Origin of the sequence: Vibrio sp. 10N.247.311.13, from assembly GCF_041467595.1 — a bacterium.
GTDB lineage: Bacteria > Pseudomonadota > Gammaproteobacteria > Enterobacterales > Vibrionaceae > Vibrio > Vibrio crassostreae_C.
Genome location: NZ_JBFSUX010000023.1, coordinates 40,367 through 54,954 on the forward strand (window position 1 = coordinate 40,367; position 14,588 = coordinate 54,954).

The 14,588-nt window shown below is 44.9% G+C and carries 14 protein-coding genes; 8 read left to right on the forward strand and 6 right to left on the reverse strand.

Annotated elements, in window-relative coordinates; translation table 11 throughout:
• Positions 1 to 53: 53 nt before the first annotated feature.
• Entirely contained in the window at positions 54 to 218 is a 165-nt protein-coding gene (locus AB6E52_RS11870) for a hypothetical protein (RefSeq protein ID WP_240698147.1), read from the reverse strand.
• Here AB6E52_RS11870 and torT point away from each other — a divergent pair.
• Together torT and AB6E52_RS11880 are read left to right on the forward strand one after the other, a co-directional pair.
• A complete protein-coding gene (torT, locus tag AB6E52_RS11875; protein WP_240698146.1) occupies positions 163 to 1,110 on the forward strand; it encodes a TMAO reductase system periplasmic protein TorT in 948 nt (315 codons plus the stop codon). The genes AB6E52_RS11870 and torT overlap by 56 nt on opposite strands.
• A 60-nt stretch (positions 1,111 to 1,170) precedes the next feature.
• Positions 1,171 to 1,626, forward strand: coding sequence for a methylglyoxal synthase (locus AB6E52_RS11880; RefSeq protein WP_017064778.1), 456 nt, complete (start codon positions 1,171 to 1,173; stop codon positions 1,624 to 1,626).
• Positions 1,627 to 1,743: 117 nt separating this feature from the next.
• On the opposite strand, the gene AB6E52_RS11885 is transcribed toward AB6E52_RS11880, so the two are convergent.
• A complete protein-coding gene (locus AB6E52_RS11885) occupies positions 1,744 to 2,094 on the reverse strand; it encodes a VOC family protein (protein ID WP_017060889.1) in 351 nt (116 codons plus the stop codon).
• 87 nt (positions 2,095 to 2,181) lie between these two features.
• Positions 2,182 to 4,257, reverse strand: coding sequence for a DNA helicase IV (gene helD / locus AB6E52_RS11890; protein WP_102319838.1), 2,076 nt, complete (start codon positions 4,255 to 4,257; stop codon positions 2,182 to 2,184).
• Positions 4,258 to 4,434: 177 nt separating this feature from the next.
• On the opposite strand from helD, the gene yccS reads away from it, so the two are divergent.
• From yccS to AB6E52_RS11915, 5 genes are all read left to right on the forward strand, one after another.
• Positions 4,435 to 6,618 (forward strand): YccS family putative transporter, encoded by a 2,184-nt coding sequence (gene yccS, locus AB6E52_RS11895; RefSeq protein WP_102319837.1) that lies wholly within the window; start codon positions 4,435 to 4,437, stop codon positions 6,616 to 6,618.
• A gap of 332 nt (positions 6,619 to 6,950) precedes the next feature.
• Positions 6,951 to 7,136, forward strand: a complete 186-nt coding sequence (locus tag AB6E52_RS11900; RefSeq protein WP_029235859.1) for a hypothetical protein — start codon at positions 6,951 to 6,953, stop codon at positions 7,134 to 7,136.
• A gap of 121 nt (positions 7,137 to 7,257) precedes the next feature.
• Complete coding sequence (locus AB6E52_RS11905; protein WP_017060893.1) at positions 7,258 to 7,578, forward strand: hypothetical protein; 321 nt, start codon at positions 7,258 to 7,260, stop codon at positions 7,576 to 7,578.
• 161 nt (positions 7,579 to 7,739) lie between these two features.
• Positions 7,740 to 9,002, forward strand: coding sequence for a hydroxymethylglutaryl-CoA reductase (locus AB6E52_RS11910; protein WP_102319854.1), 1,263 nt, complete (start codon positions 7,740 to 7,742; stop codon positions 9,000 to 9,002).
• Positions 9,003 to 9,077: 75 nt separating this feature from the next.
• Positions 9,078 to 9,989, forward strand: coding sequence for a LysR family transcriptional regulator (locus AB6E52_RS11915; protein WP_102319836.1), 912 nt, complete (start codon positions 9,078 to 9,080; stop codon positions 9,987 to 9,989).
• Positions 9,990 to 10,064: 75 nt separating this feature from the next.
• On the opposite strand, the gene AB6E52_RS11920 is transcribed toward AB6E52_RS11915, so the two are convergent.
• From AB6E52_RS11920 to AB6E52_RS11930, 3 genes are all read right to left on the reverse strand, one after another.
• Positions 10,065 to 10,979 (reverse strand): YjjW family glycine radical enzyme activase, encoded by a 915-nt coding sequence (locus AB6E52_RS11920; RefSeq protein ID WP_102319835.1) that lies wholly within the window; start codon positions 10,977 to 10,979, stop codon positions 10,065 to 10,067.
• Between the two features lie 56 nt (positions 10,980 to 11,035).
• The gene (locus tag AB6E52_RS11925) at positions 11,036 to 12,601 is read right to left on the reverse strand and encodes a YjjI family glycine radical enzyme (RefSeq protein ID WP_102319834.1); all 1,566 of its coding nucleotides are present in this window, start codon (positions 12,599 to 12,601) and stop codon (positions 11,036 to 11,038) included.
• Between the two features lie 322 nt (positions 12,602 to 12,923).
• A complete protein-coding gene (locus AB6E52_RS11930) occupies positions 12,924 to 13,523 on the reverse strand; it encodes a class I SAM-dependent methyltransferase (protein WP_017064785.1) in 600 nt (199 codons plus the stop codon).
• Positions 13,524 to 13,684: 161 nt separating this feature from the next.
• Between AB6E52_RS11930 and AB6E52_RS11935 the strand changes: the two genes are divergently transcribed.
• Positions 13,685 to 14,563 carry a LysR family transcriptional regulator gene (locus AB6E52_RS11935; protein WP_016797108.1) on the forward strand — a complete coding sequence of 293 codons (879 nt, stop codon included), beginning with the start codon at positions 13,685 to 13,687 and terminating at the stop codon, positions 14,561 to 14,563.
• The last annotated feature ends 25 nt before the right edge of the window (positions 14,564 to 14,588 follow it).

The following is a 14,588-nucleotide window of genomic DNA, read 5'->3' on the forward strand; positions in this document are numbered from 1 at the left end:
CTTAAAACGTTCTTCTTTACCCATGCAGAATACGCTATATTTTGCAGTGTTTCTTATCTAAAACCAATAAAACGGCAATTCATGCTATCTAGACCTTTCGCTTCAATAATTCTTCTCTCACTACTGGCCTCAGTGACCACTGTCGCAGGGGCTAGCGAGCCTTTGAGCCCAATAAAACCAGCCGAAGCCACATCACACAAAGAGAAAATTTGTGCCATTTATCCGCACCTCAAAGACTCTTATTGGTTGTCGGTAAACTATGGAATGATCTCTGAAGCAGAAAAGCAGCAAGTTGAGCTAAGAGTATTGGAAGCTGGCGGTTACCCCAACGTGGCCAAACAAGCCTCGCAACTGGTGCTTTGCACACAATGGGGAGCCGATGCGATTATTTTAGGCACAGTTTCACCCGATGCATACCATGACAACCTTACTGATTGGGTTGGCTCGACGCCTGTATTTGCTACGGTAAATGAGTTAACCGTCAATGAAGAACAACAGAAGGTATTAAAAGGTACGGTCGGTGTCGATTGGTACCAAATGGGATACCAAGTCGGAGATTTTTTGTCGAAACGACACCCGAAAGGATCAGGCGAAACACCTATCGCCCTGTTACTTGGCCCACAAGCGAGTGGCGGCACTAAGCCTGTAGCACTGGGGTTTTATGATGCGATCAAGTCGAGTGATATCAAAATTGCGATCAGCTATTGGGCAGATAACGATAAAGAACTTCAAAGAAATCTAGTACAGCAGGTGATAGAAGAACCTGATATCCAATATATAGTCGGAAGTGCCGTCGCGATTGAAGCAGCGATCAGTGAGCTACGAGCGGCCGATAAAACCGAAGATATTGGGTTAATCTCAAGTTACCTAAGTCACGGAACCTACCGTGGTTTACTCCGTAACAAGGTACTTTTTGCGCCAACAGATAAAATGGTTGAGCAAGGTCGCTTGTCGGTAAAACAAGCCACGAGTTACTTACGCGGTCAACCTTACGAGCAACACAGCGCACCGATTATCGAAGCGCTGACACCTGCAACTCTCAAAGATCAAATTATCGCCGACTCATTGTCACCTTCTGAGTTTCGTCCGGTATTCAGTGTGAATCCTTAGTGCTATATTGGCTGAAGAACTCAAAACAATAAAAACGAAACAACAATTTAGGGAACATTCATGCAAAAAACGACGCGCACTATGCCAACACATAAGCATATCGCTTTGGTCGCTCATGACCACTTCAAACCTGAGCTACTAAGATGGGTCAAAGAGAACAAAGAAAAACTACAAAAGCACTTCCTTTACGCAACGGGCACGACTGGTTCTCTACTCAGTAAAGAGACAGGCTTAGCAATCAAGAGCATGATCAGCGGCCCAATGGGCGGCGACCAACAACTTGGCGCGCTTATCTCTGAAGGCAAAATCGATATGCTGATTTTCTTCTGGGATCCGCTTAATGCTGTACCACACGACCCAGACGTAAAAGCACTGCTTCGTATCGCAAGTGTTTGGAACATTCCTGTGGCAACTAACCGCGCTACCGCTAACTTCCTGTTTAACTCTTCATTGCTTGAAGAAGAAGTAATCATCGAAATCCCAGACTACGAAGCGTATCTAGCAGAGCGCACGTAATCGCACGTTAAATGTGATCTCTACTGAACAGACTAAAAAGCCTGCATTTTATCGCAGGCTTTTTTATGTCTCGTTTCAGACATTAAACAGTTCAATCATAAACAGTGTAGTGAGTCTCTACTTATCACTCCACACTGCCATCTCGTTGCCACTTGGCTCTCTGAAATGGAAACGTCTGCCACCGGGAAAGCTAAAGATCTCACGGTTTATCTGACCACCAGCATCAATCACATCGCGCTCAGTTTGCTCAAGATCTTGGCTATAGAAAACCATCAGTGCCGCGCCATTATCCGTATTCGACGCCAGATCCGCCAAATAGAAGCCGCCCATTAAGCCTTTGCCTTCAAAAGCAGAATACTCAGGGCCATAGTCTTCAAAGCTCCAACCAAACACTTGGCTGAAAAACGCCTTAGTTGCTGAGATGTCTTTCGCAGCAAATTCAATGTAGTTAATAGAGCCGTGTTCCATAGCAAATTCCTTATGCTTTATGCGTCTGACTTGTGATATTAGGGCAGGGATTGAAGATCTAATCTTAGACAATCAAGTCAAGTAACATCACTTTTTACGAACAACTGGGTAATCAGAACCATGCAGCTCCTGCACAAAGCCAGAGCCGTCGCCACTGTGCGTGATCCATACTTTCTCTTTTGCCCGCGTCATTGCTACATAGAATAAACGACGCTCTTCAGCATAAGGGAACGCGTCTGATGATTCAGTCAATGCGCCATCAATATGCAGCTGTTTCTTCTTGGTCGGGAACTGTCCTTCGTCAACACAAAGAATAATGACAAAGTCCGCCTCTTTACCTTTACTGCCGTGGCAAGTCATGAACTTGATATCAATGGAAGTGAAGATCTTCTTCCAGTCTTCCAACAACTCTGGCTTGTGGTAATGATTACGTCCAAGTAGCAGCACCGATTTATTGGTTTTGCCTTTGGATTGACGGTTCAGTTGATCAAGAATCTTCTCAACTTCTTTACTTGGCGCACTGTACACCGCCTTCTGCTTCTGTTGCTTGAAGCTGTTCAGTTCTTTCGGAATCTGAATTGGGTTTTCTTGTACAAAGCGATTAGCCACCGCACCTAACTGATTGTTAAAGCGGTAAGTCGTATCTAGGTGATGAATGGTCGAGCTTTCAAAACGATCCTTAAAGCCCGTGGTCAAATCCACATCCGCACCTGCAAACTGGTAAATCGACTGCCAGTCATCGCCTACTGCAAAAATAGAGGCTTGATGCTCGGCTTTAGACTGATTACACAGTGCTTCAACCAAGGCAAGACGATCAGGTGAGATATCTTGGTATTCATCGATCATGATGAACTTCCAAGGTGAGATAAACTTGCCCTTCTCGACATACTGAGTCGCTCGGCTGATCATGATTGAGAAGTCGATATGATTCTGTTCTTTCAGCTCCTTTTGCCACGCGGTTACACATGGCCAACACAGTGAAAGCTCGCTGTTGAGGCGCGTATAGTCTCGGTGATCAATCAGCTGTTGCTGTACTTCTTTTTTGGTTAAACCCGACGCATTCAACTGTTCTAGCTGCTTTTCAAGCCAACCGATCAATTTGAGGTTTGAAACGTGGCTACCAAGCTCATCGTCACCGGTTAAATAAGCGATTGGCCATTTAGACAAATGCTTTTGCCAACGTTTAAAGTTGGTCGGTGTCATCCAGTGCTTCTTCAACCAATCAATGCACCATGCTTGGCGTTGGTTGTCATCGAGCGCTAAAGGAGAAATAACCACACGTTCGGGTTCAACTTGATTCAGTATCTTTAAACCCAACTGGTGGAAAGTGCTGACTTGCACCTTCTCTGCTGATAAACCAATTTTGCTGTCGAGACGTTGCTTCATCTCTTCTGCCGCTTCACGACCAAAAGCGAGCAATAGCAACTCTTCAGCTTGAGCTTGATGGCTTTGCAGTAAATACGCGACGCGAGCCGTTAGAACACTGGTTTTACCCGAGCCTGCACCCGCTAAAATAAGGTTGTGATCATCATTCATCAACACCGCATATTGCTGCGATAAGTTCAGTGGTGACGACTCACATTGCGCAAACAACACTTCCCAGTTTTTTCGCTCGGTCTCTAGCCATTGCTGGTTTCTTTCAGCTTGCTTGATTTCCGTTTCAGATAACCATGGCTGCATTCTTGCGATGCGGTTTGGCATGCGTTGTGCGGCCTCTTCTAGCGTCATTGTCATACTCTCTAAGCCTGAGTTGACCATATCAACCCAAGTGTTGACCTTAGAATGCGGTAGAAAGGCTGGTAATTGCTCAAGACGTGTTAATTCAGCTTCCCACTGAGGTACGTGTTCAGCCAATTGTTCACATTGAGTGTCGTGCCACTTCTGATAAGCACTAACTGACGCGCGTGCAAATTGACGGCATTGATCCCAAGGTAAGCCTTGTACTAACCAACTGCACTGTGTTCCATCTTGTTGATTAGCAAAAAATTGTAGCGATCCCCAGAACAATCCGCGCTTTATCGCGATCTTGCCACTCCAAATAGTAAATGGGATACGCTCTTCACTGCCTACTGAAGATAACAGCAAGCGTGGACCATCAAGTTCAACCTGATGATATTCATTTTGAATAAAAAACTGTGCAGTCTTGTTAGCGCTTAGCTGCATTGGAGTGTGCTCTTAATTGGGAATATTGAATTTATATCATGATGCAATGAGAATTAATAATATCTCATATCTTATCGACGCTTTCATGACCACCTACGGGCAATTATGGATAAGTATCAAATTCTTGTGCTTGATTTCTGTTAGGATTATGGTTTTTAGTGTGTCAAGTGAGCGACTGTGGACTTTTCAGCCAAATTACGCCTCTATTGGGCGAATAAAACCATAAATTACAGCGTATTAATTCTCATCACTCTGCTCGGCGTGGTGGTGCCTGCTTGGTATTATGGACAAAACACACTGATCACGCCTTTGATCTTAGGCGTTATTGCTGCGGCTCTTGCGGAAAGTGATGACAGCTTTACCGGGCGCTTGAAAGCACTCACGCTGACCTTTATCTGTTTCGCCGTTGCGGCTTTCTCTATTGAGCTTCTCTTCGATACGCCTTGGCTGTTCGCGATCGGGCTTTTTGTTTCAACCTTCTCTTTTATCATTCTCGGGGCAATTGGCCCTAAATACGCGAGTATCGCGTTTGGTTCTCTCTTGGTTGCCATCTATACCATGCTTGGTGCACACGAGAGCACCAACCTTTGGTTTCAACCGCTTCTACTGTTAACTGGCGCCGCTTGGTACTACTTCATGTCGATGATTTGGCAGATAGTGTGGCCAATGCAACCCGTGCAGCAAAACTTAGCCACGGTATTCGATCAAATCGGTAACTACATCGATTCAAAAGCGGAACTCTTCTACCCCGTTTCTGACTTGATTCCCCAGCCACACCGAATCATTGAAGCCAAACTCAACGCGAGTACCGTTAACGCACTCAACATGTGTAAAGCGACGCTGCTTAATCGCTCTAAGCGCGGACACATTGACGGCCCTAGTGACCGATTTCTTAACACCTATTTCATCGCACAAGACATTCATGAACGCGTGAGCTCTACCCACTACCGCTATCAAGAGCTGGCAAAACACTTTGAACGCTCTGACGTGTTGTTTCGATTTAAGTATCTACTGGAAGCGCAGGCAACAGCGTGTAAAGAAGTGGCGAGCTCGTTGAAAGTTGGCGCTGAATACCAGCATGGTGACAAGTCTGTATTAGCACTCGATGAGTTGATGTCTTCGCTTAATCATCTGCACCAACAGAACAACCCAGAGTGGAAATCACTGCTGAACCAGTTGGATTACTTATTCAATAACCTAGCAACCGTTGAAAAACAGCTCTCAAATATCAGCAACCCAGATGCAGAGAAGATTGAAGAAGGTGTATTGAACGATACCAACCCTCATACTTTGACGGCAATGTGGCACAAGATCAAAGCTAACTTGCACACCGATTCTATGCTATTCCGCCACGCGATTCGCATGGCGATCACTTTGACGCTGGGCTACGGGATTATCCAGGGTTTTGATATCGAACGAGGTTATTGGATTCTACTGACGACACTGTTTGTGTGTCAGCCAAACTACAGTGCAACCCGTCAAAAACTGACGGCGCGTGTCATTGGCACGGTCGCAGGCTTATTGATCGGAGTACCGTTACTGACTTTCTTCCCGTCGCAAGAGAGCCAATTAGTGTTCATTGTGATCAGTGGCGTGATGTTCTTTGCGTTTCGAATCAATAACTACGGGTTTGCGACCGGCTTTATCACACTGCTTGTGCTCTTCTGCTTTAACCAATTAGGTGAAGGCTACGCGGTAGTATTGCCAAGGTTAGCGGATACCTTTATTGGTTGTGCTCTCGCCGTGCTTGCTGTCATTTATGTGTTACCTGATTGGCAGTCGAAGCGACTGCACAAAGTGATGGCGAATGCGCTCGATTCCAATAAGAACTATCTCGCTCAGATCATCGGCCAATACCGTGTCGGTAAGAAAGATAGCCTAAACTATCGTATCGCTCGACGTAGTGCGCATAATAATGATGCAAACCTGACTGCCGCGATCAGTAGCATGTTGGTTGAACCGGGTAAGTACCGCACCTCTGAAGATGAGAGCTTCCGATTCTTAACACTCAATCATGCTCTACTTAGCTATATCTCGGCTCTGGGTGCTCACAGAACGCGTATTGATGATGAAGCGACACACAAACTGGTGCTAGATGCGCACAGAGTAATCCACCAGCATCTCGACGCTCTAAATGATCAACTCTATTCTCATAAAGAGCATTGTGAAGTGAAAAACGCTTATGACCCGGAGCTGGATAAACGTTTGAGTGAATGGCGAGAAGAAGATGAGAATTCTGTCAAAATGGTTCTACAACAGCTCCATTTGATCTATCGAATGCTTCCAGAACTGCATACCTTAGCGACCAAGTTTGCAGTTAAGGTTAAGATCGACAAGTCGTTTGAAACAGAAGCTTCTTGAGCAACAAACAAAATACCGTAAAAACAAAAAGATAACGCCAATTGCTTATCTTTTGATCATCACAAATATTTATACATTGCTTTACCCATACCCCTAATTGGGTAGAGAAATTACTTACCTACCCTTGTGCCACAAGGGTTGAAGGCGTTTTTACATTGTAGGAATTTTCTGACTTTGATTGACCAAGCCTTAACTTTTCCTAACATTTCTCGGACAAAAAACGACCACAGGAATTTATAGTTGTCTTAGTTTCAAGAAACTTCAAACATCATTTAAAATTCACTTAATCTTGTTTGATTTCCTGAATCAGTAGACTATGCTCTAAAGAGCATATTGATTTGAACAAAGGTCACACTATGAATACACAGCAATTTGAAGCATTTAAGCAGCAAATACAGCTTCTTAGCCCACAACAATTAAAAGCACTTCAGGGTGAGATCGACGGCAACCTTGAAACAGAGAAGCCTTCTTTGCTTACTGATGAAGAATTAAACGCGCTAAATGACCTGTTCAGTTAATAGACAGACATCACTATTTTAGCTTAAGTTCACATTTTCACCGTAAATTTCATCTGTTCACCATTGCGCTCAAAATATCGTCCGCCTAGACTCATTTCATACGTCAATAAAAGGTTCTGATATGTCGATATCTGGTATTCAATCTGGTTACGCCATTATTCAGCAATCCACCAACATGGCTGAAGAAGCCGCAATCGAGCTCAACCAAGCCTCCAAACACGCTCTAGAATCCGACGACACTTTCGAAGCTAGCGATCTCAGCTTTAATCAAATAGAGCCTGAACAAGCCATTTCCTTTAAAGACAAAGAACCTGAACCTGCTTCATCTTCAACCGATTCCTTGATTAAACTGACACAAAGCGCAAGTTATAACCGCGTTGGTGCAAGTGTGGTTGATCGTCAAAACGAAGCCATCGGTAGCCTTCTCGACATTCATATCTAAATTTCGCTCAAATACAGCCTATATTTCGCGAAACTTCGCTGCTTTTTGCTTCAACAACCACACAAACTGTAACTCATTATATCAGGCGCTTGTTTCTGGTTTATTACTCGGTAGAATCAGCGCAAACCAATTTGCTGCACAAACTTTACTTCATACTATTTATGCCAAAACTAAATCTGCATCGCCGTGACTATGTTTCTATTTTAGGAGGCGACATCTCCGCAGACGCATTAGAAAAAAAGCTTCAGCCTCATTTTGAAAAGCCAGTAAATAAGCTGACTCCTAGCCCCTATCTGACAGAAAAAAATCTAGCACGTCGCTGGACAGCTCTCGACAATTCAGATTCTCAACAAGAGCTCCTCGACCCTCATACACAAAATCAGATCCAAGCTTATGAGAAAAACATTGAGCACTTTATTGGCACCGTTAAAGTCCCTGTGGGAATATCTGGCCCTTTAAGAGTCAATGGCCTATTTGCTACGGGCGATTACCTCGTACCACTCGCGACCACAGAAGCTGCGCTTGTCGCGTCTTATAACCGTGGTTCTAAGCTGATTACGGCTTGTGGTGGCGCAAGTGCTATGTTGCTCAATGAAGGCGTAACACGTACTCCTGGCTTTGCATTTCAAGGATTAGTTGAAGCCGGACAGTTTGTGGCTTGGGCTGTGACTCAGTATGACCAGTTCAAGATCTTGGCAGAATCAACAACATCACACGGCAAGCTGACCGACATTAATATCAACATCGAAGGTAACCATGTTTACTTGGTGTTCGAATTTCTAACCGGAGACGCTTCTGGTCAGAATATGGTGACCATCGCAACCAATGCCGTGTTTGAGTACATCATCGAAAATACGCCAGTTAAGCCTGACCATGCTTTCCTTGATGGCAACTTGTCAGGCGATAAGAAAGCCAATACCCAAACCTTGCGCAGCGTTCGTGGCAAAAAGGTAACTGCTGAGGTTAATATCCCTGCAGAGCTTGTCGCGAAGTACCTACACACGACACCAGAGAAGATGGTCCAGTTTGGCCAAATGACCACAGTCGGTGGCGCTTTGAGCGGCACTATCGGTATCAACGCCCATTATGCGAATGCACTGGCGGCACTTTACATCGCTTGTGGCCAAGACGCGGCCTGTGTCGCCGAGTCAGCGATTGGTATGACGCGTATGGAACTCAACAAAGAAGGCGGTTTATACGCTAGCGTGACACTGCCTAACCTAATGGTGGGGACTGTCGGCGGTGGTACTGGCTTGCCAAGTCAAAAAGCCTGTTTAGATTTACTTGGGCTGCATGGTAACGGTAAATCACAAGCCCTAGCTGAAGTTTGTGCTGCACTGTGTTTAGCGGGTGAACTATCGATTGTGGGCGCATTTTGCGCAGGCCACTTTTCACGAGCGCACCATAAGCTAGCTCGTAAATAACCTTTATCCAATTTGGCTTGTTCGATTTTGTCGTTCATGCAAAATCACAAGCCAATCTGAATGCGTGAGTCATAAATGGATTACTTACACTTATCTAGGGTGAGCCTTAAGCACCTCACTGCGCTTCATATTATGCTGAACACCCACAGCGTCACTCAGACCTCAGAGCAACTCTGTGTCAGCCCTTCGAGTGTAAGCAAAACCCTGTCTCAGTTGCGTGACATCCTGAATGATGAGCTTTTCTATCGAGATGGTACCAAGCTTATCCCGACTCCCTTTGCTCTGAAGATAGCGCCCACTGTTCACGCAATTCTTTCAAGCATGAATGGACTGCTTCATCAAAAGAGTTTTACCCCTCAAGAGTACCAAGGCAGTTTTTCACTTTCGATGCGTGAAAGTACTTTCGAAGTATTTGCCTCAAAGATCAGTAAAATTACCACTGAACTGGCGCCAAGCGCGAAGCTCAACATCTATTCGAAACAACAGCTCGGCTTCGATGCTTTACTCAGTGGCAAGGTCAATTTGATCTTGTTGCCTCATGATATATCTCAGCCGCCGACCGATAACAAAGAGCTGGTTTGGGAAACAATTCTTCCAGATGAAATGGTTTGTTTGATGGGTGCTCACCACCCGCTCGCACAGCAAGAGCTGACGGTAGAGGGTTACCTAAACTACAAGCACATTGGCATCTTAGATAATGAACTGTCACAGCCTTACTTTGAACAAAGCTTAGTGCAACGCCATAAGCCAAGAGAGATGGCTATTTCGGTCGCGGACTTCGGCGCTGCGGCTGTGTTGTGTCACCACACACCTTTCCTGTTCACTTGCTCTAAACAGTGGGCTGAGCATGCTAAACAAGCTCAGGGCTTAGTGAGCAAGCCCTTGCCTTTTGATTACGGTAAGGTGGCGTACAGCTTGGTGTGGAATAAACCCAACATGAATGATCAAGCGATCAAATGGTTGTGTGACCTGTTTTTAGAAGCTTAATATTTTTAGAGACTTAATATCTTTAGAAAGTTAACGTTCTTAGAAGCCTGATTGACCGCCTAAGAAATCTAAAGACTAGGTATAAACCTCAGGAGTTTGCATCGGTCTTTGAACTATGGTGTAGAGCTTATCGTGAAAGCTCTGCATCTGTTTTTCGGTGCATTTCGGCCAATCTAACGCGTCGCCAATGACACCATGATGCTGAAACGCATTGAGTCGAATTCGAACATCACTTGGTAGAGTCTTTAAGTAACGCCCCACTTGTTCAATTTCGTCCTCAAGATCGCTTTTATTTGGGATATGTAGCAACCTAACTTCGTGCAGTTTTCCTTTATCTGCTAAGTAGTTAATGGTTTCAAACACCCTATGATTACCTCTACCCACTAACCATTGATGTGTTTCCGATTGCCATGATTTTAGGTCAATCATCGCGCCATCAAGATAAGGCAACACCTTGTCCCACCCTTGAAGTGACAGCGAACCATTACTATCAATAAAACACGTGAGATGCGCTAACTGTGGATCACGTTTAATCGCTTGAAACAGCTCTATGATAAACGGCAACTGCATGGTCGCTTCACCGCCAGAAACGGTAATGCCACTCAAGAAAAACTGATTATGCCTGACAAGCTCCAGAACCTCTGAGACCGTCATTGTGGTAATTTTCGGGCTCGACTTATGGTCGCAGATATCAATGCACTTATCGCAGTTGGTGCAAGCTGCTGGGTCCCACTTCACTTTGCCATCAACCATGCTTAAAGCACGGCTTGGACAGCCGCTAATGCATTCTCCGCAATGGTTACAGTGATTAATAGTGTGTGGGTTATGGCAGGTTATACAATCGAAATTGCACCCTTGTAGAAACAGCACTAGGCGATTTCCCGGTCCATCAACACAAGAAAAGGTCAGCACACGGCTGACCTTCGCTTGTTTTTCTGTCTTATTATTTTTAACCCTAGCCATTTGAGTTGTTAGATCAGAAATTTTCATAATTCACATTGTTCGTATTCGAAACGCACCATACACATAACGCACGCACGTTAAAGCTATTCGTATGTCGGCGACATCTCTAAACTCGCCACGCGTGGTTTACGCTCTAATATGCCCGTGTTCTTCGCAGCTTCGGCACCTAAAAAGGTGGTATTGGTGCGTGAGCCTTGCTCGTCATATTTGGCAATGTCAGATAACTTAATCATGTAACCCGTGACACGAACCAAATCATTTGATGCAACGTTAGCCGTGAACTCTCGGTAACCCGCTTGAATCGCGCCTTTACACAGGTTAAACATCGCTTCAGGGTTAGATTTCACTGTTTCGTCGATGGTCAGAATGTCACTGATGCCCGAGGTGTAGAACTTATGGTGACCCGCGGTTGCACGAACGTAAGAGACAGGATCCGGTTCGGTACCATAAGGAATACGGACACCCGGCGTCACATCTTCATCTAAGCTAATACCGCCTTGAGCATGCAGCAGAGCTTTACCTTCTAATCCATATTTCACTTCAGAGCGTTCAACGATCTCAGCCAGTTTTTCGGAGATACGGTGACCAAGCTGATTCGCCAGTTCATCGTGACCATAACGCCCTGCTTGACCTTCTTTCTCCAACAAGATGTTGACTGCTTCCGCCATGCCGTAAATACCAAACATTGGCGCAAAGCGATCCTCTTCGATCAAACCTTCTTTGGTTAAGAAGCCTTCGAAGAAGTTAGACTCTTCATGCAAGAAGCGGCTTCGAACGTTCATCAACTCAACCATGATGCCACTGTAGTTCGGCAATACTTGTTGTAAGAAATCAGCACTGTCCTCAGACTTCAACGCCACTTGCTTAAGGTTCATACGCACCAAGGTGTTTGAACCACCCGCTAACGGCAGAGAGTTGTAGCAGCTCACAATACCAAAACGCTTATCGCCGTAAGCCTCGGCATGCGCTGGATAGTTTGCAATATGTGGTTTACTGCATTCACAGATGTTGCTCGCCGCATGACGAAGTAGATCATCAGGTGTCACGGCTGGGTCGTACATAAAGGTTAAGTTTGGCGCGATCTGCTTCAATTCAGCGTCTACACGTAAAATCGTACGGCAGATAATGTTGTCTGTCGGGCCGATATTCACATGCATAAAGGCGTCTGGCAGTGTGCGATCCAACATGATCCAGAACAGCTTAATCTTTTGGTATACCTGCTCTTCTGTTAAGTCGCCCACGAAAGGCATCAACACATCATCCAACTGACCTAGGTAAACCGGAATTGAAGTCACAGAAGGAACATGGTGGTAAAGGATGGTAAGCATGTTCAATGCTTCATCGAAGTTGGTTGCCGCGCTAAGCTCTAAATACTCTGAGCCTTGATGTAAGTATTTAGAATAATCTGGAAGTACATAGCGCGGCTTAAATGGGGCGTGTCCTTCAAACATGTCACACAGCACACCTTGTTGTAAGGCTTGCTCTACTTCTTTGCTTACCGGCATATACGGCAGGCTGGCTTCAGCTTCTAAGGCAAGATAGCTCGACTTCTGTTTTGCTGACAGGTTGGCATCTGAAATGATATTGCTAAAGCGTTGTTGTTGCTCTGAAAGTGGTGAAGAAGTAGATGACGCAGATTGGTGGCTCATGATTAAACCCTTAATGTTATTATGGGCTTATTTTATATCTCACCGTTATATTTCCACTAATGAAATGTATGCAAGACTACATTTCCAAAATGGAAATAAATAATTTGTAAATTAGCGGTGTTGAGTTTTCTATGAGCGAGATGAGAAACAGAGAAATAGAGAAACCAGAGTTAGTAGTGAAGAAATGAGAAAGCGCTAATTCGTTCTGTTTAAAACGATAGCGCCAAAAAGAGAAAACCCACATAACTGACGTTAGAGTCGTTAATGTGGGTTTAGTAGTTTAAATGAGCATTCTGAATGCTAGCTCAAGGCATACACACGATTACAGATCTGGAAGCGCTTGTTTACGTCCAACACCCATTAATACCTTTAACTCTCCTTGTGGAGTGTCAATCGAGAACGGTGTAGAGACTTCAACGACTGCAAAGCCCGCTGCACTCAATACATTTTCTGAGCGCTGTTGGCTTACACCGTAGTCTTCACTGTCGCTTTCCAAGTACCAATCCCAGTGTACAAACGTACCGTCGTTTTCAAGCAGCGTGTAAATCAGACTGACTGTGTCTTGTAGGTTCGGGATAAAACCACACACCGAAGAGGCTACCACTAGGTCAAACTGGTTTCTGAATGCTGGATGCTGCGCTGCAAGTCCGCGCGATAAAATATCAACTACCGGTTCAACGTTAGGTAACTCTTTCTTATCTAACTCTTCAATCATCCCTTCAGAGATATCAAGTGCGATGATCTCTTTTGCTAAAGGAGATATTTTCTGGCTGAGTAGTCCTGTACCACAACCAAAATCAAGGACACGGGTTCCGTTTAAATCAACGAGCTGTGTTAACTGGTCAAATACGGATTGTGCGAATACTGCAGTTGCGGGATCTTTATCCCAATCAACGGCGTATTCGTCCCATTGTTTCGCCATCATGGCCTCCATCTTTACTTCTTGTAGGTTCGGAACTTCCCCAGAGTAAACCAAATTAGTCAATTCGTCATAGAGTTATCATGCAAAGATGGACTATTTCTAAGATAGTCAGCACAATATTCAGATAATATGCACCGACCCCCGCTCAATATGGAAATGAAATGAACCTTTCTCAAGTCCAAGCCTTTTGTTCCGTTGCTGATTTAGGATCAGTTTCTGAAGCTGCACGCCAGTTAGAATGCAACCGAACCAAACTCAGCATGTCGATTAAAGCCTTGGAAAAAGAGTTAGATGTCGAGCTGTTCGTCCGCAGCGGAAACCACGTTGAGCTTTCAGAAGCGGGTAAAGCGATTTACAAAGATTGCGAAGGCATGTTGGTGACAGCCGCGCGTATTAAACAAACCTGCTTGCATGTTTCGGGCGAATTCAACGCAGAAATTTGGATAGCACGAGATGACTCCCTACCCGATGAAATGTGGCAGGACTTATCTCACGCCTTAAATAACAAGTACCCTTCTACCTCATTCAACTTCGTTCTCGCATCGAGCGGTGACTTAGCTAACCTAGTTGAAACTCAGCAAGTCGACTTCGCATTTGGTGTCGATTACGAACGCGTCGATGACCCAAGAATTATCTACAACCCGCTTGGTAAGATTCGAATGATGTCTGTATGTAAGAAAGGACATGATTTGAGTGCGATGCGACGAGTGTCTGATGAAGTACTGAGAAATTCGATGCAAGCAACCATGGTTTATCTTAATGAAAAGGATAATCCTGAGCTTGAGCCCTTCTCGCGTCGTTACATTGGCTTCTCTAGCTTCGACTTTATGTTGGATACGATTCTACGTGAAGAAGCATGGGGCGTAATGCCTGAGCCATTGATTCGCCATTTACTGCGTGAACAAGAGCTTGCCGTGATCAAACACACCTACGGTTTAACACAAGAAGACTACTGTATGTTTACCGCGGCTGGCATGGCAGAGCACCCAGGAATGAATTGGTTGGCCGACCAGCTTAGTGATTATTTGTTTGATTTCTAGACGGACGACTTTTACTCCATACTTA

Excerpts from the sequence above, each read along its gene's own strand:
- AB6E52_RS11915 (WP_102319836.1), top strand. The coding sequence starts at position 9,078 with ATGGATTACTTACACTTATCTAGGGTGAGCCTTAAGCACCTCACTGCG.
- AB6E52_RS11885 (WP_017060889.1), bottom strand. The coding sequence starts at position 2,094 with ATGGAACACGGCTCTATTAACTACATTGAATTTGCTGCGAAAGACATC.
- AB6E52_RS11930 (WP_017064785.1), bottom strand. The coding sequence starts at position 13,523 with ATGGCGAAACAATGGGACGAATACGCCGTTGATTGGGATAAAGATCCC.
- AB6E52_RS11880 (WP_017064778.1), top strand. The coding sequence starts at position 1,171 with ATGCAAAAAACGACGCGCACTATGCCAACACATAAGCATATCGCTTTG.
- AB6E52_RS11905 (WP_017060893.1), top strand. The coding sequence starts at position 7,258 with ATGTCGATATCTGGTATTCAATCTGGTTACGCCATTATTCAGCAATCC.
- AB6E52_RS11935 (WP_016797108.1), top strand. The coding sequence starts at position 13,685 with ATGAACCTTTCTCAAGTCCAAGCCTTTTGTTCCGTTGCTGATTTAGGA.
- AB6E52_RS11870 (WP_240698147.1), bottom strand. The coding sequence starts at position 218 with ATGGCACAAATTTTCTCTTTGTGTGATGTGGCTTCGGCTGGTTTTATT.
- AB6E52_RS11920 (WP_102319835.1), bottom strand. The coding sequence starts at position 10,979 with ATGAAAATTTCTGATCTAACAACTCAAATGGCTAGGGTTAAAAATAAT.
- AB6E52_RS11910 (WP_102319854.1), top strand. The coding sequence starts at position 7,740 with ATGCCAAAACTAAATCTGCATCGCCGTGACTATGTTTCTATTTTAGGA.
- helD (WP_102319838.1), bottom strand. The coding sequence starts at position 4,257 with ATGCAGCTAAGCGCTAACAAGACTGCACAGTTTTTTATTCAAAATGAA.
- AB6E52_RS11925 (WP_102319834.1), bottom strand. The coding sequence starts at position 12,601 with ATGAGCCACCAATCTGCGTCATCTACTTCTTCACCACTTTCAGAGCAA.